The sequence below is a fragment of the Methanolobus sp. ZRKC4 genome (genome assembly GCF_045291305.1).
GTDB lineage: Archaea > Halobacteriota > Methanosarcinia > Methanosarcinales > Methanosarcinaceae > Methanolobus.
On record NZ_CP146983.1, the window covers coordinates 1,902,932 to 1,928,359 of the forward strand.

Genomic DNA, 25,428 nt, shown 5'->3' on the forward strand with positions numbered 1-25,428 from the left:
AGTTACATATAAATTATCATTTTAGTATAGCTAAAATGGTAGGCTTCTGTAATTACTTCATGGTAAAGTAGAAATATCCCACCAAGTACAAATAAAATACCAATGGTGAATGAATGTTTTTGCAATATTTTCACTATCTTTTGCACATTATTTTGTTGCATTCTAGCCACCTTGTTCAATAAAAACGTTTAAAATTAATCAAATCTTTGATGTGTTTATACAACATATAATTTTATTCAATTTGTCAACATCCTCCCCACATTTCTAATCTTTCTCTGACATGAGTAGTAAGAGTAAATGGCTTGTCAGCTTCAGCATTCTTTTTCATGTAGTGGAGCGTACCCTTAGAAAACCCCATTTTCTTCCATTCAGAATAGGAAACACTCATTATCTTTTTCCTGATTTCTTCAGAATCCTGTCTCTCAATCGTATAAGCAGGCTTAATGAAGTCAATTGTCTTTCTTTTCCCAACAAGATACTGAACTAATTCTCTAGCTTTCAATAACAAAGCATAGCTCCACATAACAGATTGCTTCTTGTAAGCTACTTTCTTGTTCATCCAGTTATTGAACTCTTCAGTAACCTTCTTAGCTCCTGAAGGTTTGAGCCTGAGTGCATAGCTCTCAGTTCTGATAAAGTCCTTATTCTCCATTTTACCCGACTCAATCAAGTTAATAACTGAAAGATCAACTAGGAATCTAAAAGGTTCTTGTAAATCATAGGCTAAACTGCTCTTGCTAGGGTTCATCTCATGCAAAAACCCTACATGAGCATCAAGACCAACCGTATTAATAGCTCTCAGACATTCAGCTTCAAGCAGAGTATAACCATAATTGAGCATGACATTGACTTTATCTCCTGCTCCAGTTGCTCTTCTGTATTGGTCTATCCTTGAACAAAAATCATATTCTTCAGGTATTGCTTTGTTAAGCTCATTCCAGTACTTCCAATCAACACCAATTTCAACACACATTATATATTTCATTCAAAATATTTAGGCACCAGAGGACAGCTTTATATAGTATCCTTGGTATACTAAGTGTGCTTTAAGAGGCTGAAACTACTTTGATAAATTATAGGGCTAGATAGTATTACCTTAACCGTTTTTACTGTTTTTTCTTATGTTTAACTAATGGTTGTATTTCTTTTTAAGCAAATACGAAAGGATGTGAAATATTTGTTTAATAACATGGATTCAGATGCTCCGGTCGAAGCCGGCGAAACGTATGACGTAACAATCGAAGATATTGCAAGAGAAGGCGACGGAATCGCAAGAGTAAGCGGATTTGTCATCTTCGTGCCAAACACAAAGGTTGGCGATGAAGTTACAATTAAAGTTACAAAAGTAATGCGCAAGTTTGCATTTGGCGAAGTTGCTTAATTCTTAAGTTACTAACTAATTGAGCATCTAATCGGAAGACCAATTTTTTGGTTTTCCTTTTATTTCTCTATAATACCTATATAATCATTGGTTTTATTCTGAACAAGAATTTTAAGGCCGATAACTATCTTTTCTGATATTTTAATGCTATTAAGCTATTTGCTTTCTTTCTAATTCCAATGCTATTTTTAGCATTAACGTGCCCTTTTGTATTTCTTAGAGCGTATGCTACATCATCTGAAAAGAATACGCTTGTTAAAACAGGCATAATTATCTTTTACATACTTTTGTTCTTTATTTCATCTTTTATGGAAAGATAGCATTTCTCGAATATTTCCTGATTACCATTTACTTCAAAAATACTGTATCCGAACAATTCTGCATATTCCTCGATTTTTTCATCGACATCCTTAACGTATGTAAGACCGGTATTAACCTTTGCAACCCTTGAATATCCAGCCAGGTCATTGATCATTTTTGCCATCTCCAGTGCTTCACCGGGATCTGAATGAAATTTGTCTATGTTCAAAATTTCTCTCCATGAAGTCGCATACATAGGTGTAAAGAAAAATGCAGGCTCTTTACTATGGGTTTTCAGCAATTCAAGGTAGTTGGCACTACCACCCACTGTTGCTCCGATACAGTCATCAACGATCCTTTCATCATCTCTTAGTATTCGCACTATGCAATCATCTTTTTCCAGGCAGAAATCCTCTTCCACCTTACCCAGGACATTGCCGCAAAGCCCGTAAAAAATGAGCATTCCATCGGAAAAAGGTATCATTTCCCTGATACTTTGATAGACTTCAGATTTCAGCGTTTTCGGAACAGCATGAAGCCCGAGTTCCAGAAGGTTGACTACAACAATTGATTCACATTCATCCATTTCCCCAAGAATAGATGGTATCTTTTCCAAAGGTATAATGTCATAAGAGACATGCTGTTCATCGAGCTTTTCCGTAAATTCAGAGATATTCTCATTTTCTACGATCAGGATTCTCTTTATCTGTGAATCTTTTGTAAAAAGCCAGAGAATTTCATCCTGAAGTATTTTGCATGAAATAATACTCATAACGGGCATTACAAATTTCCTCCAATTTTCTTTATTTAACTAGTTTCCATTTTTTATGGAAAAAATAACGTAACTATTCAGCCTGATAAAAACGCTATCAATAACAATCTTGACAAAAAGTTGAAACGTAAATTTCATTAGGATCATTTATTTTGATTGTTGCTATTGATTGCTTTTTTGATTGTTAGATTGTTAGTGAGCAGACATCTCTATTTCGATGAAATCAGTACCAATAGGCAAATCGTGCCAGGCTGAATAGTTACAAAATAACGTAATATTTACAACCATTCTACCTGCATGTAGGTAGACACTGGCTGGATAAAAAAATCAATCCCTCCATCCAAGACCGTATTTGATCGAGGAAATCGATCTTACAAGTGTTTTCCTACCTTTAATGCTGGATAGCAGTCTGGCTCCCATCAATGTTACAAATACATCTTCAGCCTGTGCTTCTGCAGAGTCTGAAAAATTGAATTCCCCTTTTTCCAGGCCGGTTCTTAGAACATTGGTGATCCAGTCAAGTATATCGTCCATTAGCAACTTATTTTGCTTTTTAACTTCCTCTGGAAGTTCTTCAAAATCTATGATCACTGAGCCAGGGGGACAGATTGTTTTACCTTCCTCAAACTCCTGTAATGCATAATCAAAATAATATTGAAGTTGCTCACGCGCAGACCCTCCGGCTTCTACCATTTGTGCAATGGACATAGCTAAGTTCTTTCTTCTCTCTTCAAGCAAGGCAGCAACCAGATCTTCTTTTTTTGGGTAGTAATGATGGATCGAAGCATTTTTTATTCCCAGTTTCTGAGAAATATCCCTATAGCTGAATCCATTATAACCCCTGCATTGCAAAAAGTGCTTTGCATAATGGAGTATTTGTTGATTGGTAGGGTTCATATCTGTCATATAGATCCACATGTTTCTTTTTTCTTATAAATACTTGAATAATGCTCATATAATAAATACCTACCTGCATATAGGTAGACAATTGTTAAAATGGAGGTAACTATTCAGCCTGATAAAAACACTATCAATAGCAATCTTGACAAAAAGTTGAGACCTACATTTTATTAGGATCATTAATTTTGATTGTTGCCATTGATTGCTTTTTTGATTCTTAGGTTGTTAGTGAGCAAACATCTCCGTTTTGATTAAATCAGTATCAATAGGCTAATTGTGGTAGGCTGAATAGTTACAAATGGAGATAAATAAAAACTCAGATTAAGGAGAAGGAATCTGAAAGGCACTTGCAGATAGTAAGCCAAAACATTCTTACCTGTTGTTATCTCATGCAAAAACCCACTGATAATTGAGAGTAAATAGATATACCTCCGCATCATACCTAAAAAAATAGAGGTGACAAAATGTTCTGCTACCAGTGTGAAGAAACAATGAACGGGGATGGCTGCACAAATAACGGAATGTGTGGCAAGAAAGGGGAGGTTGCAGACCTTCAGGATGATTTGATCTATGTGCTTAAGAGCGTTGCATTCTACAACCAGAAAGCGAGAAAGGCAGGCATTTCTGAAAAAAGCACTGATGAATTCATGCTCGATGCATTGTTCTCAACTATAACGAATACCGATTTCAGAGCTACCGGGATTCAGGATCGCATTGACAGAGGATTCGAGCTTCGGAATGAGATCAAACAAAAACTTCTTGATAACGATCTACTCGATGAGAATGATCTGCCTGAGATCGCAACCCTGACCCCGGAAAACCTTAAGGACAGAAATACTGGCATACTTGCAACAGAGGATGAGGATATCCGGTCATTGAGAGAACTGCTGATTTATGGTATCAAAGGAATTGCAGCATATGGCCATCATGCTATGATGCTTGGAAATTCTAATAAAAAGGTTAGTTCGTTTATAGAAGATGGCCTTGTGGCAACGACGGATGACAGTCTGACTGATAAGAATCTTGTCTCATTGGTCCTGAGGTGCGGTGAAAAAGGTTTTGATGTGATGACAGATCTTGACATGGCAAATACGTCTGCATTCGGAAACCCGGAACCAACACAGGTTAACATCGGAACAAGAGATAATCCGGGGATTCTTGTCAGCGGTCATGACCTAAAGGACCTGAAACAATTATTGGACCAGACTGAAGGAACCGGTATAGATGTCTATACTCACGGTGAGATGCTGCCTGCAAATTCATATCCTGAACTTAAGAAATACGAACACCTGGTAGGTAACTACGGCGGCTCATGGTGGGAACAAAAACATGAATTCGAGAGTTTCAACGGACCGATATTGCTGACAAGTAATTGTATAGTCCCTCCAAAGAAAAGCTACATTGACCGGTTATACACTACAGGCTCCGTGGGTTATGATGGTGCTACACATATCGTGGCTGAGGAAGGTGAGAAAGATTTCTCGGCTATTATCGAGCAAGCAAAGACCTGTGAAGCTCCGGTACAACTGGAAGAAGGTAGCATCATGGGTGGTTTTGCTTACAATTCCGTATTGACTAATGCGGACAAAATCGTTGATGCTGTTAAAACAGGGAAGATAAAGAAATTCATTGTTATGGCGGGTTGCGATGGTCGTCACAAGGACAGGCAGTACTATACTGACTTCGCAGAGGCATTGCCCAAGGATACTGTTATACTTACTGCCGGATGTGCTAAATATCGCTACAATAAGCTTAATCTTGGGGATATTGACGGGATTCCAAGAGTATTGGATGCAGGACAATGTAATGATTCGTTTTCATTGATCATTATTGCTCAGGGAATTATGTCGAGGCTTGGATTTATAGATGTTAACGAAGCACCTATCTCGTATAATATCGCGTGGTACGAGCAAAAGGCAGTCCTTGTGTTGCTTACTCTCCTGAGACTTGGAATTCAGGATATTACGCTTGGTCCAACACTGCCGGCCTTTGTTTCACCGAATGTTCTTAATGTACTGGTTGAGAAGTTCAATATAACACCAAGCAGCACTATTGAAGAAGACATGGAGAGGCTCTTAAAGTAAAATTTTAAAATGGAGATAAGGGAATTTGAATAGACTTTTCAAGTCAAAAGTGTCGAATTCCCAACAATCACTCTTCTAATCGCTGTGACATTGGATTGGCATTTATGTTTCAGCGTCAAGAGGACTAAAACTAAAAAAGTAAATGACAATCAGATTTCAGTTATAGGGATTGACTTCTTCATGTAATGTTTAAAGAGGTCTTTTCCCCACTCAAGCGAATCTGGATTTGAACATAGAACATAGCTACTATCAACCTCTCCGTTATTTTTAAGAGGGCGTAGGAAGAGATGATAGTCATTATACACCATAGCTAAAAAATTCATTTTTACAGAGCAGACATAAAAGTGGAACAATTTATTTTTTAGAAGATTTTCAAAATTTTCAATGTGCTGTTTTTTAAATTTATCAAATACTTCTGGAGTTGTAACAAAGTATACATTTGCATTATTCTGCATCAAGCCTGAGAAGAACTCCGGAAAATTTGGATGATAAAACGTACAAAGCGTACGGTGAGAATTCGACATGAAGGATGATTTCATAACTGTTTTATTAAGGTCGTATAGATCTGCATTAGAAGTTTTTATAATCTCACATTTTTGCAGTTCACTAATTCTTTTCAAGAGATGGACTGGGATAAAATCAAGATTATGGGTCCCCCAATAATCAACATCCAAATCCAAAATTTCGAGAGTGTTTAAAAGGGGAGCTGCATCATCGATTAATATTTTTCCTATACTTGTCAATTCGTAAGTATCTTCATAATGAGAAACAAGAAAGTGTTTTTCAAGTATCTTTATTTGAGGAAGTAATGCTTGTCTGGTGGTGCATAAGGTTTTGAGAATATCTTCCATTTCCTTTGCTCCATCTTTTAGCAATAGGAGAACTCTTTTTCTCTTCTCTGACATTAGCATAATATCAAGCAACGTTTTCTTCACTCATACCACCTTTATTAAATAATAACAGAGTGTTTAAAAATTTTTATATGACGTATATTGTACAAAACGCTGCAACTATATATATTTTTGTTGATTTATTATAGTTTTAGAGTTAATAGTTTGGAGGTAGTGTTTACTAAAAACCAAATCAAGAAACCGTTTCTACATTTTCAATCAACAGATTCTTTCTTAGAGAATAACTTATAATCTTTGAATTATAAGCTAATATTATGATTACTCAACTTTTCGTAAATTTACCCGTGAAAGATCTAGACAGATCAACAGAGTTCTTTACTAAACTTGGTTTCGAGTTTAATCCACAGTTATCTGACGAAAAAGGCAGTTGCATAATCGTCAACAAAGAGAATTTTGTAATGTTATTAACTGAGAGCTTTTTCCGGATTTTCACTGCAAAGCATATCTGTGATTCCAAAAACTGTACAGGAGTGGCGGTGTCCATATCAACTGAAAGCAGGGAAAAGGTAGATGAACTTGTAAACAAAGCCATAGAAGCTGGTGGTTTCGAAGCAGCAGAACCTCAGGATCATGAATGGATGTACGGACGCAGCTTTGAAGATCCTGACGGACACATATGGGCAATATTCCATATGGATGAAAGTTCTGCTAGCAATGATTAACCGGAACTCAGATAGAGTTCATTTAATTTATTATCTCGTCAGCAAAATTTAGTATCATTTACTGAAGCTTTCCGGAGTTCATATCCCGAAGTTCTTTTCGTTTGATCTTACCTCCGATAGTTTTTGGCAGTTCATTCACGAAATCAACAGAACGTGGATATTTGTACGGTGCTGTTGTTTGCTTCACATGGTTTTGAAGTTCTTTTATTAGTTTATCCGAAGGTTCAAATCCTTCGTTCAGTACTACAAAAGCCTTGACTATCATACCCCTGATATTGTCAGGAGAACCAATGACAGCAGATTCCTGAACAGCTGGGTGTTCAAGTAGTGCACTCTCAACCTCAAAAGGACCGATACGGTATCCTGAACTCTTGATGACATCATCATCACGACCGACAAACCAGAAGTAACCCTCATCATCCGTATATGCCTTATCGCCGGTGTAATAGAACCCTTTCTGGAATGACTTTTCGTTTTCTTCATCGTTATTAATGTATTTCACAAGAAGACCCATAGGCCGTGGATCAAGTGATATCGCGATTCTTCCTTCTTCAAAATTACTGACCTGTTTGCCGGATTCATCATGCAGTTCAATATTCCATCCGGGAGATGGTTTGCCCATTGAACCTGGCTTGTTCTCTAAACAGGCAAAAGATGCAATTGCACAACAAGTTTCTGTTTGGCCGTAGCCTTCATAGATGTTAAGACCAGTTCCTTCCTTCCACACTTTGATAACTTCAGGATTTAGCGGTTCACCTGCACTACAACAGTGACGGAGTTGAGTAAGGTCGAATTTGCTCAGGTCTGCAAGTATGAGCATTCTGTAAATGGTGGGTGGACAACAGAAGGTTGTAACTTCATACTTCTCGATAAGTGGAAGAAGCTCAGTTGCCTTGAATTTACCTCTAATATCATACACAAAAATACATGAACCAGTGATCCATTGCCCGAATATTTTACCCCATGCACATTTTGCCCAACCGGTGTCTGAGAAAGTGAAATGCAGGTCATTCTCAGTAAGATCCTGCCAAAGTTCTGCAGTAACCCTGTGACCCAAAGGGTATGCGTGGTTGTGAAGCGCCATCTTGGCTTTACCTGTAGTTCCTGATGTAAAGTATATTAACATTGGATCGGTGGAACTGGTAAGTACGGGTATGGATACTGAGTGATGTGACACAGGTGCAGGATATAGGAGCTCATACTGGAAACTGATCCAATTTTCGTCTTCCCCGTCAATAAGCATGCATTCGTTAAGAGTAGGACACTCTGCTCGTATCTCATCGATCTTAGGTGCATTTTCCATGTCAGTAACTATCATTTTGAATTTGCCTGCGTTGATCCTGTACTGAAGATCATTTGCTGTTAGGAGTGTCGGACACGGGCATACAACAGCACCAAGTTTCGTCAATGCAATTACAAATATCCACCATTCAGGCACACGGTGAAGCATCAGAATTACTCTATCTCCTTTGTTAATCCCGTATTTGAGAAGAATATTTGCTGCCTGGTTGGAGAGTTTCATCATATCTCGAAATGTATACTTTTTCTCTTCACCCAATTGATTGACGTAAATCATTGCAAGTTTATTACGGTCTTCCTTTGCCCAGGCATCAACGATGTCATATCCGAAATTAAAATATTCTGGAATTTCATTGTTCCATTCTTCTCTGGTCTTGCTGTAGTCACACATATTGCGTGGAATTTCTTTAATGCTCAATGTACCAACGTTCTTTGTAAAACAATTCTCATCTGTCTGTTCCAGTTGAGCACGTGGAATTCTCCATAGCCTGCCAACCTTTAAGCCATCCATGGTTCCTTCCTGAAGCCACGTATGAATCGTTTTTGTTTCGACTCTAAGCTGTCTGGCCACTTCATGTGGCGTGAGATAGTGTTGTTTCTCTGTTGTCATTAAACATTTCGAAGTATTCAAAGTATTTTAATGCTTTTTTTTTAATTTGTCCATGATTTTGATTATTTAAACTAACAGGATGATATGCTGGATTTACTTACAATTGGAATGTGCAGGTACAAAGTTTGCTATAATTTTGTTTAAGGGTCGTACAAGACCATACATGGATATTGTACCATTCAAAAATAAGGAATTTCTGACTACATGGCTTATTGTTAAAGGATTCCATCCATCTGTAATTGTTTTCAGGTCAACCAGAAATGATATTAACAAGATAAAATAAGCACATTATAAGGAAGGATACCAAAATGAAAGCGATCGTATGGACAAAATACGGACCACCGGATGTTCTTCAACTTAGAGAAATAGAAAAACCTATTCCCGGAGACAATGAAGTACTGATAAGAATATATGCAACAACAGTAACATCAGGGGACGTTAAAGTACGAAGTTTCAAAAAAATCCCTGTTTTGCTCTGGCTTCCCTTCAGAATAACAACAGGTCTTATAAGACCAAAAAGAACAATACTTGGAAGCGATTTTGCCGGAGTGATCGAAGAAGTTGGAAAAGACGTAACACGGTTCAAAGTTGGGGAGCAGGTTTTTGGAATTGATGGCGATGATTGTGCCACCTATGCCGAGTATAAGTGTATCTCTGAAGAAGCTGCAATTTCAATAAAACCATCTATCATGTCCTATGAAGAGGCTGCAGCCATTCCTTTTGGTGCACATACTGCATTGTTTTTCCTTAGAGATAAGGGAAACATTCAAAGCGGACATAAAGTCCTCATTTATGGTGCTTCCGGAGCGGTAGGTACCGCAGCAGTGCAGCTTGCCAGATATTTTGGGGCAGAAGTTACCGGGGTATGCAGTACCACGAATATAGGATTGATAAAATCGCTCAGAGCTAATCATGTAATTGACTACACTAAAGATGATTTCACCAAAAATGATGAGCACTATGACATTATTTTTGATACGGTAACCAAAACTTCATTTTCACATTGCAAGAACTCGCTAAAGCAAAGTGGGGTCTATATTGCTACTTTTCCTACATTGTCAGTTATTTTTCAAATGCTATGGACTTCAGTGACAGGCAACAAAAAAGTAATCCATGCAGTAGCAGACGAGCGCAAAGAAGATCTGATTTTTCTGAAAGAGCTTATTGAAGCGGGAAAGTTAAAACCGGTCATAGATAGAAGTTATCCGCTGGAACGAATTGCTGAGGCTCATAGCTATGTCGAAAAAGGACACAAAAAAGGAAATGTCGTCATAAAAATAACTCATGATCAAGTTTGATAGGGAAGGGAGAAACTGAAATGACAAACCTTGGCGTAGATATATCACAACGCAAAGCTGCAATGGTCGCAGGATTCGGGCTTCTGGTAATGACCATATTCGCTCTATTCTCTCTTGTTTTTGCTCTCCCTAGCCTTGTTGTACCAGGAGATGCCACAGGAACGGCAAACAATATCATGGCTAATGAGGGGTTGTTTCGTATGGCCATTTGTAGCTTTCTTATCGTGGTCATTCTTGATGTGCTGGTAGCCTGGGCATTTTATATTGTGCTCAAACCGGTGAACAAGGGTCTTTCGCTACTTATGGCATGGTTTAGGTTGGTTTATGCCACAATCTTTGCATTTACTCTATTATTCCTTGTCATTCCTTTGCTGCTTTTAAGTGGTGCAGACTACCTAACAGTACTTACAACAGATCAGCTGCATACTTTTATAATGTTGTCCCTTGACGCATTCAGTGACGGATGGGCTGTAGGGCTTGTATTTTTTGGTCTTCATCTTACACTCCTTGGGTATTTGGTCTTCAGGTCAGAATACATCCCCCGCATTCTGGGAGTTCTTCTGATAGCTGCAGGTTTAAGTTATGTGATCGATAATTTTGGCAGATTTCTTGTTCCATACCTTGATCTACAGATAAGCACAGTTCTGGGTTGGGGTGAACTGTTATTCATGTTCTGGCTTTTATTAAGAGGGCACAGAATACCTGAAATTAGGTCCTAAAACAATAGTTACTTAATTAATTCGCAAAACACCTCCTTTTTGAATAAATATAGTAACTATTCAGCCTGATAAAAACACTATCAATAGCAATCTTGACAAAAAGTTGAGACCTACATTTTATTAGGATCATTAATTTTGATTGTTGCCATTGATTGCTTTTTTGATTCTTAGGTTGTTAGTGAGCAAACATCTCCGTTTTGATTAAATCAGTATCAATAGGCTAATTGTGGTAGGCTGAATAGTTACTAAATATAAACCATAAAAATAAAGGATAGGGCTTTATCTGCCAGCGCCAGCTAATCTGTTGTTCCATTGCCTGCAGCCTCTAGAACCATAGGTTGAAAGATAAAAAGCATTTTTTTTCAATTATTCAACAACTATTTTTTTTGAACATAAGCATCAGGATTAAATTTTGACCCATTACAATTCAGGAATATATATAAATAAGACCTGTAATCAACTTTAAATTGAGAGGAAAGGGTGGGTTTAAATGGTAAACCACATTGTCGATGATATATCACTACGTAAAGCTGCATTAATTGCCGGTTTTAGTTACCTGATTATTTTTGTACTTGGTATCGCAGCTAACTTTGTCGTTCTCATGAATCTTTTTGTACCGGAAGACGCTGCAACAACTGTAAACAATATTCTGACTAATGAAGGGCAATTTCGTTTAGGTATTTTAGGCTTTATAATCATGGTTATTTTTGATGTGGTGGTGGCCTGGGCACTTTATATTTTACTCAAACCGGTAAACAACAGTCTTTCATTGCTTGCAGCATGGCTAAGACTTGTGAATGCAACTATTTTTGGAATTGCCTTATACAATCTTTTCAGTGTATTACAACTTTTAGGTAGTGCCAGTTACCTGGCTGCATTTGACACAGCTCAACTACAGGCACAGGTGATGATATTACTCAATGCATTTAACCAGACATGGCTGATCGGATTGATCTTTTTTGGTATTCATCTGTTTGTTCTTGGTTATTTAATTTTCAAGTCGGGTTATATTCCAAAAGTTATTGGCATCTTGTTGATAATTGCATCATTAGGTTATCTTGCTGATAGTTTTGCAAACTTCCTTTTACCCAACTATGCAAACTACGCAACAATATTTATGATAATAGTTATCGTTCCCGGAGTTATTGGAGAACTATCGTTTACCGTGTGGCTTCTATTGAAAGGAAGTAAAATACCAGAGGTCGGATCTTGAGATTGATTATAGTTATTAACTAAACATTTATTACTTAAGAGATACAACTATTTTTCATGGCTAAACCAGAACAAATTCTGATAGAGCATCATCTTTCATTAGAGGAATTGCTTAAACATATTAAGTCGTTAGAGAAAGATACAAGAGTTCTACAACGTTTGTATTTTGTTAAACACCGTTATGAAGGTGCTTCAGTTAATGAAGCGGCTAAACTTGTAGGGATATCAAAACCCGTTGCATATCAATGGCAAGAACGGTGGAATCAAGACGGATATAAAGGTTTGAAACCCAGGTTTTCAGGAGGTTGCCCTTCAAAACTCACTAATGACCAAAAAGAAAAACTAAAGACCATGTTACATGAGCGTGATGACTGGTCAACAAAAGCAGTTCAGGAACTCATATATAATGAGTTTAAAGTTCAATACACCATTAAGCAAATATTAGTCATCTTGAAAAAGTTTGGCATGCATCATGGCAAACCCTATACACATGATCATCGAAGACCAGAAGACGCAGAAGACCGTTTAAAAAAAACTTACCATTAATCGATGATGGTTGCGTTATCGGCTTTCTTGATGAATCATCTCCACAAACAACATCAAATACAGTTCGTTTATGGTCTTTCAATAAACCTGTTATCTTCAAAAACACAACCAGGCTAAAAGCAAACTCCTTCGGGTTTTATGCATTGAATGGTAATTCAGTTATAAATTTTAAGGAACATTCAACCAAAGAAGATGTATGTTCATTTCTGTCAACTGTAAAAAACAGTAACATAGGAAAAAGAATTGTAATCATTCTCGACAATTTTAGATCACATCGAGCAAAAGATACATTGGATTTTGCACAGGCAAATGACATCGAATTGGTCTATTTACCTCCATATTCGCCAGACTTGAATCCAATAGAATTCATCTGGAAGAGCGTCAAAAGAATAATTTCTTGTAATTTTGTGAAAGATCTTGACCATATGAAAAATCTGATTGCTGAGACGTTTATTAGTTGTTCATCAAAGATTAGTTTCGCAAGAAAATGGATTGATAAGTTTCTGAAAAATAAGTTATGAATATTAAGTGAACAACTATAATTACAGAATTTGACAATAAAAGAGATGAAAGAATGGATTCAAACAGAAAGACCGCAATAATTGTGGGATTATTGTTTATATTTGCGATTGTTATGCTTTTTATTGGAGAAGCTTTTTACAAACCTATTCTAGATTCTCCGGATTATCTGGATAATGCTTATCCAAACAAAATAGTTGTTATAATTGGAATACTGCTGGAGTTTACAGGTGTTCCTGCAGTAGTTCTCTTATCAGTATTCTTGTTTCCCATCTTAAAAAAACACAATGAAGCCTTAGCTCTGGGGTATGTCGTTTTCAGATTATTTGAGGCTGCCCTCTTAAGTGTTGCTTATATCAGTAAGCTGCTGCTGGTCAATTTAAGTCAGGATTATTTGAATAAAGGAGGGGTGGATGCTTCATATTTTCAATACATAGGTAGTTCGATACAGTCAGTTAATCATTGGGCCGGCACACAAGGACTGATCTATCATATCGTTTTTGCTTTAGGATCTTTGATTCTTTATTCTGTATTGTATAGATCAAATCTCGTTCCACGATTTATATCGGCTTGGGGTTTTATTGCTGCTATTGCTTTGTTAACTGGTTCCGTGCTGATTAATATTGGCATGTTTACTGGAATTTCAGAAATGGGATTGGAGCTTATTTTTGCCCTTCCGATCGCTGTGGCTGAAATCATGCTCTCAATATGGCTTATTGTTAAAGGTTTCAATCCATATGCAATTGATCAAGGGTCTGGAAAAACAGAAATAGAAACGATATAAAATAACTTTATGCAATAAAATTAGGAGAATGAATATGAAAGTGGTTGTATACGAAAAATACGGCCCTCCGGAAGTTCTTCAGTTTAAAGAAGTAGATAAACCGATTCCGGAGGATAAAGAGATTCTTATAAAGATACATGCGACAACAGTTAACAGAACAGACTGTGGTCTTCGAAAGGCTGATCCTTTTATTGCAAGATTTTTCACTGGCCTAATTAAACCAAAAAGAGCGATACTTGGGACGGAGTTTGCCGGGGAAATTGAAGCAACGGGTAACGACGTAAAAGAATTCATAGAAGGTGACCGGGTTTTTGGTCATAGCGGTGACAAATTTGGTACCCATGCTGAGTATATCTGCCTGAGCGAAGATGATCCGATAGCAATAAAGCCGGACAATATGACCTATGAAGAAGCTGCTTCGGTCTGTGATGGGGCAATACTTTCATTGAATTACCTTGGTAGAGCAAATATTCAAAGCGGACAAAAAGTTCTTATAAACGGTGCGTCCGGATCTATAGGTAGCGCAGCAGTGCAGCTTGCTAAGTATTATGGAGCAGAAGTTACTGCTGTATGCAGCACAACAAATACAGAAATGGTAAGCTCTCTGGGAGCGGACAGGATAATTGATTATACAAAAGAGGATTTTACCAGTGATGAACAAACATATGAAGTGGTTTTTGATGCAGTCGGCAAGAGCTCATTTTCACTCTGTAAGAACATCATAAAATCAGGAGGGATCTATTTTTCAACAGAACTGGGTTTCTTAGCTCAGAATCCCTTCTTAGAATTATGGACGTCAAAATTTGGCAGCAAAAAGGTTATGTTTCCGCTTCCAAAATACACGAAACAAGATGTTCTTTTTTTCAAGGAGCTTATTGAAGAGGAAAAGATAAAGGCGGTTATTGATAGATGTTATTCGTTGGAACAAATAGTTGAAGCTCACAGGTATGTTGAAAAAGGGCATAAAAAAGGAAATGTGGTCATAACTGTGGAACATAGTAACAATAGTTAACAAATTAGGGGGGCTTGAAATGACAAAACACATTGTTGAAACATCACCGCTTGTTTATGCCAGAGTTGCAGGTTTACTGTATCTAATGGTTTTTATATTCGGTATCTTCGCACAAATTATTGTCCGCCAGAGCCTGATCATACCGGGAAATGCTGCAACAACAGTTAATAATATCATGGCTTCTGAATCGCTGCTCCTATTGCAATGCTCTGAATATGCTTAATCACTTTGCTGTCCTGCTGCTATTAAACGGTACTGATCATTTAACAGTATTCGGAGCAGAACAATTGGATGCTCAGGTAATGTTATTTCTCAATTTACACGAAGCTGGTACTTTTATCGCCCAGATATTTTTGGCTCTCTGGTTACTTCCCCTTGGTTATTTAGTTTACAAGTCAGGATATATTCCCAGAATTCTGGGTGTCTTGTTTATAATCGGATGTTTTGGCTATCTGATAGAATGTGTTACATTCTTTTTTAATCTCAGCTTCGATGCGTCAATTATCGAGTTTGCAGGTATCGGGGAATTATTACTGCCCTTGTGGCTTTTGATTAAAGGTGTAAACATCGAACAATGGGAAAATCGTGCTCTTGAATCCGCCTGAATGTATCCACACCTGAAAGGTAGGAGCATCGTTTTTACGTCACTTCACGGGGATTAATTTCTCCGATATTCTCTAAGAAATGTAGATTATAGCTAGGATATCTAAGCAGGATGCAGCTGTCTGGTAGTACATGAGGTTTTGAAAATATCTTCTAGAGGATTTCGATATTCCCTCATTTTAGATCATTAAAGTATTCAAACTCAATTATATCCTCTCATTTTTTATCATTTTGTTTAATTTCTCTTCATTAATCCTTATTTTTAGTATAGCTCCCGCTATCCTAAATTACTCCTTTGGTTTTTAGTGTCCTCAATTGATGCAGATTAAAACAAAAAGCTGTCATCAACATTTTTGCATTCACTCTTTCTACAGTTGTAACAAGAACCTTTCTGGTTTTAAATATTTCTTTTGTCACTGCATACACTCTTTCGCAAGGGACTCTTTTCACACTTATTCTTTCATTTCTGAGGATATCCATTATTCCTAAAGGATGTCCTCTTACAGCTCGTTGCATTGTTGCTGCAAAACCTTTTGCTATTGCTCCAAAATATCCTTTATCTCTATACACCACTTCACCCTTTTCAGACAGATCAACCTGTGAATCGTGAAGTGATGCAGTTGTTGTCTCAAATCTTCTGATTAGTTCATAATCCTTATCAATAATTGTATGAAGTTTGTATCCAAAGTGAGATTTACCATTTTTCTTAGTCCAGGTTCCATCTTTGCTTCTTCTTGTTTTCGCATCTTTTCCTCTGAGTACATCTGCTTTTGCATGTCCTGGATCTGAGTGAATAAAAGTTGCATCCTGGATCATTCCTTTTTTAATCTTCAAACCAAGAGCATCAAGCTGATTCTGCATTTCATCCCACACCGCTTTTTCTTTACCATTGTCGATAATTCTCTTCCTGAATGACCAGACAGTTGTACTGTCTGGTACATATTCAGGAAATCCCAGGAATTTCCTAAAGGATATCCTGTCAATACACTGCTTTTCAAGCTCAGCATCAGAAAGACCATGCCATTGTTGCAGAACAAGCATCTTGAACATTACAATAACATCAGCTTCAGGCCGTCCGCCTGAAGCTGTTCTGTTTATGTACATTGACTCCAGAATAGGGCGAAAAGGCTTCCAATCTACTAAATATTCAATTTCAGCAAGCTTATCTCCGACAGATTGGAGACGCTTATATTCTTCATTTAAGGTAAAATCAGTAAAAGAATCCATAATAGTAAATTTGCTTTGCTATTATTTAAATTTTATTAAATTGTATGGGTATTGATGGTAGTTTATCGAAATCCTCTTATTAATTTTGGTTTCAACACTTGGTTGTGTAGAACAAGCCCCACAAGAACACATTGTTCAAGAAAGAACAATTGAAAGAACAACTTATACAACAAGCACTAGTACTTCAACGCAAAGTACATCAAATGAAATAGATTATACTTCTGATGGATATGTAAGTTCTCAGTCAAATACAATTGAAATAACAGGTAATAACATTCAAGAACAAATCAGGAATCAAGAGACTATTAATCTTGATTTGACTGGAAATTATATTGAAGTTGTTGTTGAAAGAGGTACTAGTGTTAATAAAATTGAAATGACAGGAAATTACATCACTGTTTACATACCAAATGATCAATATCCTTCGATTGAAAAGGTTGGCAATTATCTTAGTGTTGAATATTACTAAATATTCAACTTCTTTTAAGAATTGAATTTATCAACCCTTTTATAATAACTTAATTACGTCCGCAACAATGCTTATATTTTTTATTAGAACCACACCAACAACGATTGTTTTTACTCAAAAATCCACTTTCTAATTTTTCACGGATAATTTCAGTTTGAGTCTTCTTTCTCACTGGCTTTTCTGCATATTCAATTTCTCCCTGTAGATATGAGTAGTATTTCTCAATGTTTGAACTATATCCATTTAATAGTGTAATATCTGATTTAGGAAGATCACTTGTTTTTGAGAGTGTGCTATGTTCTAAAAAGTATCCTAAAAAATCAATTTCATCAAGTGAGCTGATTTCTTGATTTAGCTCTAAATTGTTTCTTTCTATCAAATATTTTATAAAGTCATCGGAATTTTCTAATAATTCTGTTATAATCATCAAATCATAAATGCTTACAGCAAATGGATAATGATTGCCAGATAATAATTTTGCATCCCATAATTTTACTGTATTGAGAGATGTTGATAAATCTTGGAAAGCTTCTAAAGTAATATTGACTAGAAATATATTACTATAATTTTCTTTTTTGAGTTTAAGAACTTCCTTTTTATTTTTATTATTACTGTCATAAAAAGATACTTCTTCTGAACTTGAAATATATTCTAATGCTCTTTTTGATTGATCAAAAGCTTCAGTGATATTTTTTTTGAAGTCACCTTTAGATATTGTTAAAATATCTTTTCTTCCTGCAATACTTCGCTTATTTTTTGCTTTAATTTCTACAAGAAGTAAACTATCCTCATAAGAAATAATCCCATCAATTTCAGGCCACTTCTCTTTTTCGTCCTCATAAAATGGATAGTAAAGACTCTTATGAATCGTAGCATTTGGAAGAACGTTACTCAATAGTTCCAATGACTTTTGTTCAAAATATTTGCTTTTTATTTCGGTATATTTACTGAATTCTTTAGTCGAAAACAGCGATTCAATGATAGAGATAACATTTCTTATGAGATGTGGAGTTAAAAAACAATAGTAATCGCCATCTATAGATATTATTGGTTTAAAATCAATTTCACTTTTACCTAATGGTGAAGTCCAATTTTCATTGCACCCAAACGATAAAGATAAGAGATTCAGAATATTTTCGTTAATACTCTCATTCAAAGTTACCTTATAGTTTTCTTTGGAACCGATACTCATTATATCTTGACGATATTGTTCAATTTTTTCCTTGCCTAGATATTTTCTATACTCTTCGATTACACTGGCAATGTCGTCAGATTCTCGAAAATTACCATTGGCGAATCTTAAAAATTCCTCATGCCTTTCTTTAGATTTAATTGCTTTATCTTTGGTAACTATTCAGCCTGGCACGATTTGCCTATTGGTACTGATTTCATCGAAATAGAGATGTCTGCTCACTAACAATCTAACAATCAAAAAAGCAATCAATAGCAACAATCAAAATAAATGATCCTAATGAAATTTACGTTTCAACTTTTTGTCAAGATTGTTATTGATAGCGTTTTTATCAGGCTGAATAGTTACAACAAATTTATGATTTACATCTGCTTCATTTCTATAAGAGATGTTTTCAAAATGATCAAAAACTGTACCCATAATTCCCTCTTTTGTAAATAGCTTACAACATGAATCAAGATACTACCCATTCCTTATAAATCTAATTAAAATTTATTTAAAGATGGGAGTCAATATAAACAAGATTTTATCTGGTATTTAATCGGTTGAAATTTTAAAAAAGTGTAGGAAAATTATGGCAGTACAATTCGAGTTTGCTAAAACAAGTTCTGGAAAAATAGTGCATGTCAGCAATGCTACTAAAGATGATACATTTACTTGTGCAAACCCTAATTGTAACGGTGAGATGATTCTGAGAAAAGGGAAAATTAGACGCCCTCATTTTGCTCACAAACATGTCGATTTTGACCACGGTGGCGAAACTCCTCTGCATTATAACACAAAAATTCTATTATACGATTTTTTCCAGACATGTTTATTACATGAAACTCCAGCATCTGTTCAGTTTGAATGTTCATGTTCAGAAGTACATTTTATTAATTTATTAGATGATGTCAACAGTATCCAAATGGAAAAACATGTAGCAGAGAATTATAGACCTGATCTATCTCTTTTTAATAATGATGAACTAAAAATAATTGTTGAAATTATTGTAACCCATGATTTAGAAAATGAAGCAATTACATTTTTAAAGAATGCTAAAATACCTTTTTTGAAAGTCCGAACAAATGCAAAATTATATTCTGAATTATTGAAGAATTATATCTCAAATGAACATGCTTTGTTGAAGCTATCAGATGACGTCAAAATCAAGGGGCTTTTGACACTTAATTATTGCAAAAATAATATACCTGTAACTTATTACCCTGATCTCAAAAATATATTCCCTTGTTTTGGTTATAAATCCATTAGCAGGATTTGCGAACTAGATGAATATAAGTATACAGACGAATTCCTTTATGAATGTGACTATCCTGATGATAGTTTATATGAAGAAGATTTCAGAGCAAAAATTGGTGGAGAATCAATACCTTGTGATTCTTGTATTTATTTCTCAGAAAGAATTAGTTCCAATGTAATTTTATGTAAAAACCCACTCGCAAAAAAGAATGTTTTTTGTGAATGGGATAATTTTATTACACCAACTGTTTTCAGATTAGATAAGTATTACAAATCAGGAAAAAGACATCGTAGCGAAACTGATTATCAAAAATCCCTAAAACAACTTCAAAAATACTCTAAAACGATGGAGTACTTTGAATATGAGATAATTCCTCAATGGCTTGATGGAGAATGTGGTGCTAGATACATGAAAGTTTACAAAAATGGAGAATGGGTAGCTCCAAGTAAACTTGAAATGATGATGAAAGAAGAATTTTTTTATTGTGGCAAACATGAAGGAAGAAATTTAGAATACGTCTATAAACATGATAAAGACTATTTGTATTGGATTCTACTAAAAAGACCAACAGGTGCATATTTTGGTCATATTATCGATGTGCTTCTCCTAATGAGGAATGAAGGTTTGATTTGACCAAATATAATTAGGTTTGTAAGATTAAATTTTGATTTTTACCTATAACACTGAAAATCAGAGTCATACTTTTTTGTTCCACTTTCAATGTAGTATTTAGTGATTTGTCTAAATAATGGTGTCACTAGTTCTTCTGGTGCTGAGGGAAGAAAAACATCTTCTGCATTGAATTTATACAAAATACCATGCCTAGCAAAATAAACTCCCATTTTGTTAATAGAAAAATTAGCGAGTTCTTTTTTTTCTATCTTAAAATTTGTATAAGTGCTATAATTGTGTAAAATGAAATACGCCGTGAGCTGACGAAACATTTCTCTTGTTAATCTAGGTTCTTTAGTTACTTTCACATCAATTATTGCATCATCAATTATAAGATCAGCTTCAGTTATTTTATCAGAGATAAGTGGGGCTTCTAATGGTGTTTTTATATGGCATGTGTTTCTAAAATAAAAATGTTCAGGTGACAGAGTATTTATTAGGTTCCTTAAATCCTCAATATCTTTTGCTTCAATTTTTCCAAAATTTGAGTCAATTGGTACATAGTCATTCAAAGAACTTTCAATTTTAGCAAGTAAAAAACAACTTTTAATGACTTCGTCAGAAACGATTCCATTTTTTAGATATTTATGATACGAAAATTGAGCTGAATTGAGATTATCAATTAAGATTTTTATTTCTTTTTCATCTTTTCGTGGAACTTTTCCATAATACATGAATCTATCAGGTATATCAATTAATTTATGATTAAAAATGTCTAACTTTCCGCCTGCCTTGGTATTACAGTTAATTTCTGCCTTCCAAATAGGATCATCAATTTCTTGGTTTTCTCTTTTAAGATAGAAACGAATAAAATAATCAAACGCAATACCAACTAAAATATAGTTTTTTGTCAATGGTTCTGCTTTCATTTCAGATTCAATTTTATATTTTGGCATTTTTGTGTTTTTATCAATTAAATCTCGAACCTCTGGAATAGTAAGAAACTTTTTGAAATTCATAACTGAACTCACCATTAAATTTTAAATTATATTCTCAATAGTTTAGAATATAACTATATAAGTAAATGGGTATAGTCCAATTTTGAATTAATTTGATGAAAATAAAGTGATTAAATTTATAGAGTGGTATTTTTCTTAGTTACCTATATCCCGACGCGTAGGTGCGAGGGGAGGGATTTGAACCCTCGAAATCCTTCGATACTGGATCTTAAGTCCAGCGCCTTTGACCAGCTGGGCAACCCTCGCAATAAGAAGAGTATACTTATATCAGTACAGTTGAACACCTGATAAATACAATTAAGTTACTTAAGCCTTATTATAGCAAATATGAAGATTACATTTCTCGGAACAGGGGTCGGGATACCCCAGATCGGAAGAGTTCAGTCCGGTGTGCTTATGGATTTCGAGGGGAAATTATTGCTTTTTGACTGCGGGTGCGGTGTTCTTGGCAGGATACTGGAGAGCAAGCATAAACATACGGACATTGATGGCATCGTTCTCACGCATCTGCATCTTGACCATGTGGGGGATGTGCTGGCGCTGCTCAAGGCCAACTGGTTGATGGGTAAGACAGACATGCGTATTTTCGGGCCGCAGGGGACACAGGAATGGTTTGAAAAGACGCTGGACGTCTATGACTATCTAAAGGACAGGTTCACCGTTGACATCATAGAACTCTCGCCTGGGGATGAGTTTGCACCAGAGGGAAAAGGAGGAGATTGTACTATCACGTGTGCTAAGACCGTTCATACTAATAACTCACTGGCGTATCGCATTAAGAGCGAAGGCAAAAGCGTTGTTTATACAGGAGACACCGAGCCATGTGAAGCAGTAATGGAACTGGCAGAGGATGCAGATGTACTCATACATGAATGCTCTTTCCCGGTGAACTTCGAAATGACCAACCACACTACTCCGGACATGTTCACCCTCATGCTGGAGGAGTATCCGATTAACGTCAAGGAACTCTACCTGACACACCTCTATCCTCACATGCATGGACATTACGAGGAAGCCAGACACCATATCAGGAAGTACTTTACTGGCAACGTCACCATTGCTAAAGACCTGATGGTAATCAAGCCTTAGTCTGCACAAAACTAATTAACAAAAGTCAAAAATGAAAAAAAGATGAAAAACTGAAAAACTAAGAAAATAAAATATTAAGCCGGTTATCCGGCTTTACCATTTCTCAAGAGCTTCAATAACAGCCTCACCAAATGCCTCAGCGCTTGGAGGATCACGGGCTGTAATGATATTCTCAGTAACTATTACATCTGCATCCTCATAATTTGCTTTGCCTTTTTTAAGCTCCTTGATAGATTCGGGGTCCTTAAAAACAGTAGCTTTTTTACCCTCAAGTATCCCTGCTCTTGCAAGTATCACAGGAGACACACAGATCGCAGCCACGACCTTCTCATGTTCAAAGGCATCAGCAACCAGTTGCTGCAACTTCTTATCCGGCCATAACAGTTTTCTTGAACCGCCACCACCTGAAATAACAATCGCATCATACTCGGAAATAATCACTTTATCTATAGGAACATCAGGTCTTACAGTCCCGCCAAGTGCCCCGGTAGCTACATCTGTAGTCTTGCTTGCAACAGTAATAGTTATTCCTGCATCCTCAAATACATCCCTGGGTTCAAAGAACTCCTCATCCCTGAAACCTTCCTGTGCAACAACCATCAAAACTTTTTTGCTATCTAAACTTGATCCTGACATATTATCACTTTGCTACCCAACTTATCCATATCATTTTTCAACTTTCCGGTAGAATCCTCCTCAACCAGACTATATTTTCTATAATTATTTTATGAGTATTATTATTCGCACAATTAGATAATTTTTGTTTCAAATACTTATATTTAACGAGTTGAAAAAGAAAAAGGAAAGAAAAAAGGACAATAACCAGATTCACAATTTAAAATGAAAGTAAAAGAGGAGGAAAAACTCCTCTTTGTTTATTCAATAATGTATTTTGAAACAATTTCCTGCATTTCAGAAGCCATCTGTGCAAGTTCCTGTGAATTATTTGCAAGTTCCTGTATAGAGGAGCTTTGCTGTTCCACAGCAGCAGATGTTTGTTCTGTACCAGATGCTGCTTCCTGTGAGATTGAAGCAACTTCATCAACTGAAGCTGTGATCTCTTCAATGGAAGCAGACTGCTCCTGTGATGCGGCGGCAATGTTCCCTGTCATAAGAGCAACTTTGTCACTTTCCTCGACTATATTTTGTACAGCTTCTACAGTCCTTCCAAGTGAACTGACACCATTTGTAACTGTTATAACACCAGATTCCATTGAAGTGACTGCTGCATGGGTTCCCTCTTTGATCTCTGAAAGTAGATCAGATATCTGAGACGCTGCAGTACCTGATTCTTCAGCAAGTTTTCTTACCTCATCAGCAACTACTGCAAATCCACGTCCGTGTTCTCCTGCACGGGCTGCTTCGATTGCAGCGTTAAGGGCCAGAAGGTTTGTCTGGTCAGCAATACTGGTGATAAGAGCAACTATCTCACCGATCTGGTTAGACTTGGCCTCAAGTTGCTTAATAACAGTCGCTGAATCATTTGTAGCAGCCTGAATATCATCCATCTGTACCAGCAGGTCTTTTGACTGGATGCCAACATCAGATATAACGTCCTTTGACGTGTTTGCTGCTTCTGCTGCCTGCTGAGCATTGACTGCAATATCCTGCACACCAACGGTCATGTCACTCATTGTCTTGGCAACATCATCTGACATGGAAGACTGTTCATTTGAACCTTTAGCTATCTCACCAACGGTTGTGGATATCTCTGTGGATGCAGCAGTCATTTCCTCAATGGACGCTGACATTTCTTCAGCTGTTGCAGCAACATTGTTTGCACTCTTGCTGACCACGTTAATAATATTAGTCAATGAACTTAGAATATCATTCAGACCCTTTGGAATTGCAATAAAATCAATGTCAACATCTGTTTCAGCTTTGGTATCGATCTTACCTTCAAGCGCATCATTTGATATCTTCTTAAAGTCCGCAACGATTTTTTGGATTCCACCTGAAATGGATCTGCTTATCAGGAATGCTGCAGCAGAACCAAGAACCGTAAATACAAGTATAGCAGCTATTATTCCATCCTTTATCACCCTAACAGGAGCTTCAAATTCATCAATATAAGTACCAGATGCAATGATCCAGTCCTTTTCCTCAAAGTAGGTGTAACTTATTGCCTTATCACGACCCTGCCATTCATAAACGACATCACCTTCTTTTTCGGCGATCATTTGTTTGGCAAAATCATTGCTGCCAAGGTTATCTCCCTCTATGCTTGGATGAATAATGACATCACCATTTGAATCCATTACAAACATGTATCCTGTTTCACCGAAAGTGATACTGGACATCTGTTCTTTGACCACAAGACGGTAGTACTCTTCAGGAATACCAACAAAAAGGATGCCTATTATATTTCCGGAAGCATCTTTTATCGGCTCATAAGTACTCAAATAACGGTCCCCAAGAACACTGGCTATTCCATTATATGTTTGTCCTTTCTGTACAACAGCTTCATAAACGGCATCAGATACAGCAGTCCCCATAATACGTTTTCCACTCTCATCGAGTATAGTAGTAGAGATACGAATTGCGGAATTATCAATTACCTGAAAAACAGTTACTTCTGCCCCATTTTGCTCTTTGATAGAGTCAACCATGTCATATTTACTATTGGCAGTATAATCATCTCCAAATAACAGCTCACCATCAGATATTTTTGGGTCACCAAGTTTATAAAAACTATTGTGAGCTACATCCAGATTAAGTTCAACATTATCCTGGGCAAGGGAAAATACAGTATCTATATACTGCTTTTCCATGAAGACTTGTTCTTCAAGTCTATCCTGCAATTCTTTTTCAATAGCAGTTGAAGTTTGCTCATAAGCAAACAACCCAACAGCTGCCATTGGCAAAATTGTAAGGATCAAAGCAAACGCAATGATCTTTCGATTGATCGTAATGTTTTTTAAATTCAATTGACCACATCCTCCATTTGTATATACGCTAAATCAAATTT

The 25,428-nt window shown here is 36.4% G+C and carries 21 protein-coding genes, 1 tRNA gene and 2 pseudogenes; 13 read left to right on the top strand and 11 right to left on the bottom strand.

All coding sequences use genetic code 11. From position 1 onward, the window contains the following. Positions 1-244: 244 nt before the first annotated feature. Positions 245-985, bottom strand: coding sequence for a CRISPR-associated endonuclease Cas1 (gene cas1 / locus V7O67_RS09695; RefSeq protein WP_406669951.1), 741 nt, complete (start codon positions 983-985; stop codon positions 245-247). A 204-nt stretch (positions 986-1,189) separates the two neighbouring features. On the opposite strand from cas1, the gene V7O67_RS09700 reads away from it, so the two are divergent. Further along, positions 1,190-1,381, top strand: a complete 192-nt coding sequence (locus V7O67_RS09700) for a TRAM domain-containing protein (protein WP_406657307.1) — start codon at positions 1,190-1,192, stop codon at positions 1,379-1,381. A gap of 277 nt (positions 1,382-1,658) precedes the next feature. Here the strand turns inward: V7O67_RS09700 and V7O67_RS09705 are convergent, their stop codons facing one another. Continuing rightward, a complete protein-coding gene (locus V7O67_RS09705; RefSeq protein WP_406669952.1) occupies positions 1,659-2,462 on the bottom strand; it encodes a DUF1638 domain-containing protein in 804 nt (267 codons plus the stop codon). Between the two features lie 318 nt (positions 2,463-2,780). Continuing rightward, positions 2,781-3,359: a TetR/AcrR family transcriptional regulator gene (locus tag V7O67_RS09710; protein WP_342305020.1), complete on the bottom strand. Its 579-nt coding sequence runs from the start codon at positions 3,357-3,359 to the stop codon at positions 2,781-2,783. Between the two features lie 458 nt (positions 3,360-3,817). Here V7O67_RS09710 and hcp point away from each other — a divergent pair, with 458 nt between their 5' ends. Then, positions 3,818-5,437: a hydroxylamine reductase gene (gene hcp / locus V7O67_RS09715; RefSeq protein WP_406657324.1), complete on the top strand. Its 1,620-nt coding sequence runs from the start codon at positions 3,818-3,820 to the stop codon at positions 5,435-5,437. 149 nt (positions 5,438-5,586) lie between these two features. Here the strand turns inward: hcp and V7O67_RS09720 are convergent, their stop codons facing one another. Next, positions 5,587-6,342 (bottom strand): helix-turn-helix transcriptional regulator, encoded by a 756-nt coding sequence (locus V7O67_RS09720; RefSeq protein WP_406669953.1) that lies wholly within the window; start codon positions 6,340-6,342, stop codon positions 5,587-5,589. A gap of 260 nt (positions 6,343-6,602) precedes the next feature. On the opposite strand from V7O67_RS09720, the gene V7O67_RS09725 reads away from it, so the two are divergent. Further along, positions 6,603-7,010, top strand: coding sequence for a VOC family protein (locus tag V7O67_RS09725; protein ID WP_406669954.1), 408 nt, complete (start codon positions 6,603-6,605; stop codon positions 7,008-7,010). Between the two features lie 58 nt (positions 7,011-7,068). Here V7O67_RS09725 and V7O67_RS09730 read toward each other — a convergent pair whose 3' ends face one another. Next, positions 7,069-8,919 carry an AMP-binding protein gene (locus tag V7O67_RS09730; RefSeq protein WP_342305016.1) on the bottom strand — a complete coding sequence of 617 codons (1,851 nt, stop codon included), beginning with the start codon at positions 8,917-8,919 and terminating at the stop codon, positions 7,069-7,071. Positions 8,920-9,227: 308 nt separating this feature from the next. Between V7O67_RS09730 and V7O67_RS09735 the strand changes: the two genes are divergently transcribed. From V7O67_RS09735 to V7O67_RS09765, 7 genes and pseudogenes are all read left to right on the top strand, one after another. Then, a complete protein-coding gene (locus V7O67_RS09735; RefSeq protein ID WP_342305015.1) occupies positions 9,228-10,217 on the top strand; it encodes an NAD(P)-dependent alcohol dehydrogenase in 990 nt (329 codons plus the stop codon). A gap of 20 nt (positions 10,218-10,237) precedes the next feature. Continuing rightward, positions 10,238-10,936, top strand: a complete 699-nt coding sequence (locus V7O67_RS09740) for a DUF4386 domain-containing protein (RefSeq protein WP_342305014.1) — start codon at positions 10,238-10,240, stop codon at positions 10,934-10,936. Between the two features lie 490 nt (positions 10,937-11,426). Then, positions 11,427-12,149 (top strand): DUF4386 domain-containing protein, encoded by a 723-nt coding sequence (locus V7O67_RS09745; protein WP_342305013.1) that lies wholly within the window; start codon positions 11,427-11,429, stop codon positions 12,147-12,149. A 56-nt stretch (positions 12,150-12,205) separates the two neighbouring features. Next, a pseudogene (locus V7O67_RS09750) lies at positions 12,206-13,215 on the top strand (IS630 family transposase). A 53-nt stretch (positions 13,216-13,268) separates the two neighbouring features. Continuing rightward, positions 13,269-13,997, top strand: a complete 729-nt coding sequence (locus tag V7O67_RS09755; RefSeq protein ID WP_342305012.1) for a DUF4386 domain-containing protein — start codon at positions 13,269-13,271, stop codon at positions 13,995-13,997. Between the two features lie 34 nt (positions 13,998-14,031). Further along, complete coding sequence (locus tag V7O67_RS09760; protein WP_342305011.1) at positions 14,032-15,009, top strand: NAD(P)-dependent alcohol dehydrogenase; 978 nt, start codon at positions 14,032-14,034, stop codon at positions 15,007-15,009. A gap of 85 nt (positions 15,010-15,094) precedes the next feature. After that, positions 15,095-15,614, top strand: a pseudogene (locus V7O67_RS09765) (DUF4386 domain-containing protein). Positions 15,615-15,894: 280 nt separating this feature from the next. Here the strand turns inward: V7O67_RS09765 and V7O67_RS09770 are convergent. Next, positions 15,895-16,839 (bottom strand): IS5 family transposase, encoded by a 945-nt coding sequence (locus tag V7O67_RS09770; protein WP_342304534.1) that lies wholly within the window; start codon positions 16,837-16,839, stop codon positions 15,895-15,897. A gap of 85 nt (positions 16,840-16,924) precedes the next feature. On the opposite strand from V7O67_RS09770, the gene V7O67_RS09775 reads away from it, so the two are divergent. Further along, positions 16,925-17,308, top strand: a complete 384-nt coding sequence (locus tag V7O67_RS09775; protein WP_342305010.1) for a hypothetical protein — start codon at positions 16,925-16,927, stop codon at positions 17,306-17,308. Positions 17,309-17,357: 49 nt separating this feature from the next. Here V7O67_RS09775 and V7O67_RS09780 read toward each other — a convergent pair whose 3' ends face one another. After that, a complete protein-coding gene (locus V7O67_RS09780) occupies positions 17,358-18,500 on the bottom strand; it encodes an SEC-C domain-containing protein (RefSeq protein ID WP_342305009.1) in 1,143 nt (380 codons plus the stop codon). 574 nt (positions 18,501-19,074) lie between these two features. On the opposite strand from V7O67_RS09780, the gene V7O67_RS09785 reads away from it, so the two are divergent. Beyond that, positions 19,075-20,373 (top strand): competence protein CoiA family protein, encoded by a 1,299-nt coding sequence (locus V7O67_RS09785; RefSeq protein ID WP_342305008.1) that lies wholly within the window; start codon positions 19,075-19,077, stop codon positions 20,371-20,373. A gap of 38 nt (positions 20,374-20,411) precedes the next feature. Here V7O67_RS09785 and V7O67_RS09790 read toward each other — a convergent pair whose 3' ends face one another. Both V7O67_RS09790 and V7O67_RS09795 read right to left on the bottom strand, forming a co-directional pair. Beyond that, positions 20,412-21,371, bottom strand: coding sequence for a hypothetical protein (locus V7O67_RS09790; protein ID WP_342305007.1), 960 nt, complete (start codon positions 21,369-21,371; stop codon positions 20,412-20,414). A 162-nt stretch (positions 21,372-21,533) separates the two neighbouring features. Continuing rightward, a tRNA-Leu gene (locus tag V7O67_RS09795) sits at positions 21,534-21,617 on the bottom strand. An 81-nt stretch (positions 21,618-21,698) separates the two neighbouring features. Between V7O67_RS09795 and V7O67_RS09800 the strand changes: the two genes are divergently transcribed. After that, complete coding sequence (locus V7O67_RS09800; RefSeq protein WP_406669955.1) at positions 21,699-22,460, top strand: MBL fold metallo-hydrolase; 762 nt, start codon at positions 21,699-21,701, stop codon at positions 22,458-22,460. A 93-nt stretch (positions 22,461-22,553) separates the two neighbouring features. On the opposite strand, the gene V7O67_RS09805 is transcribed toward V7O67_RS09800, so the two are convergent. Then, positions 22,554-23,096, bottom strand: a complete 543-nt coding sequence (locus V7O67_RS09805; protein ID WP_342305005.1) for a DJ-1/PfpI family protein — start codon at positions 23,094-23,096, stop codon at positions 22,554-22,556. Between the two features lie 239 nt (positions 23,097-23,335). Then, on the bottom strand, positions 23,336-25,387 hold the full coding sequence (locus tag V7O67_RS09810; protein WP_406669956.1) for a methyl-accepting chemotaxis protein: 2,052 nt from the start codon (positions 25,385-25,387) through the stop codon (positions 23,336-23,338). Positions 25,388-25,428 lie beyond the last annotated feature (41 nt).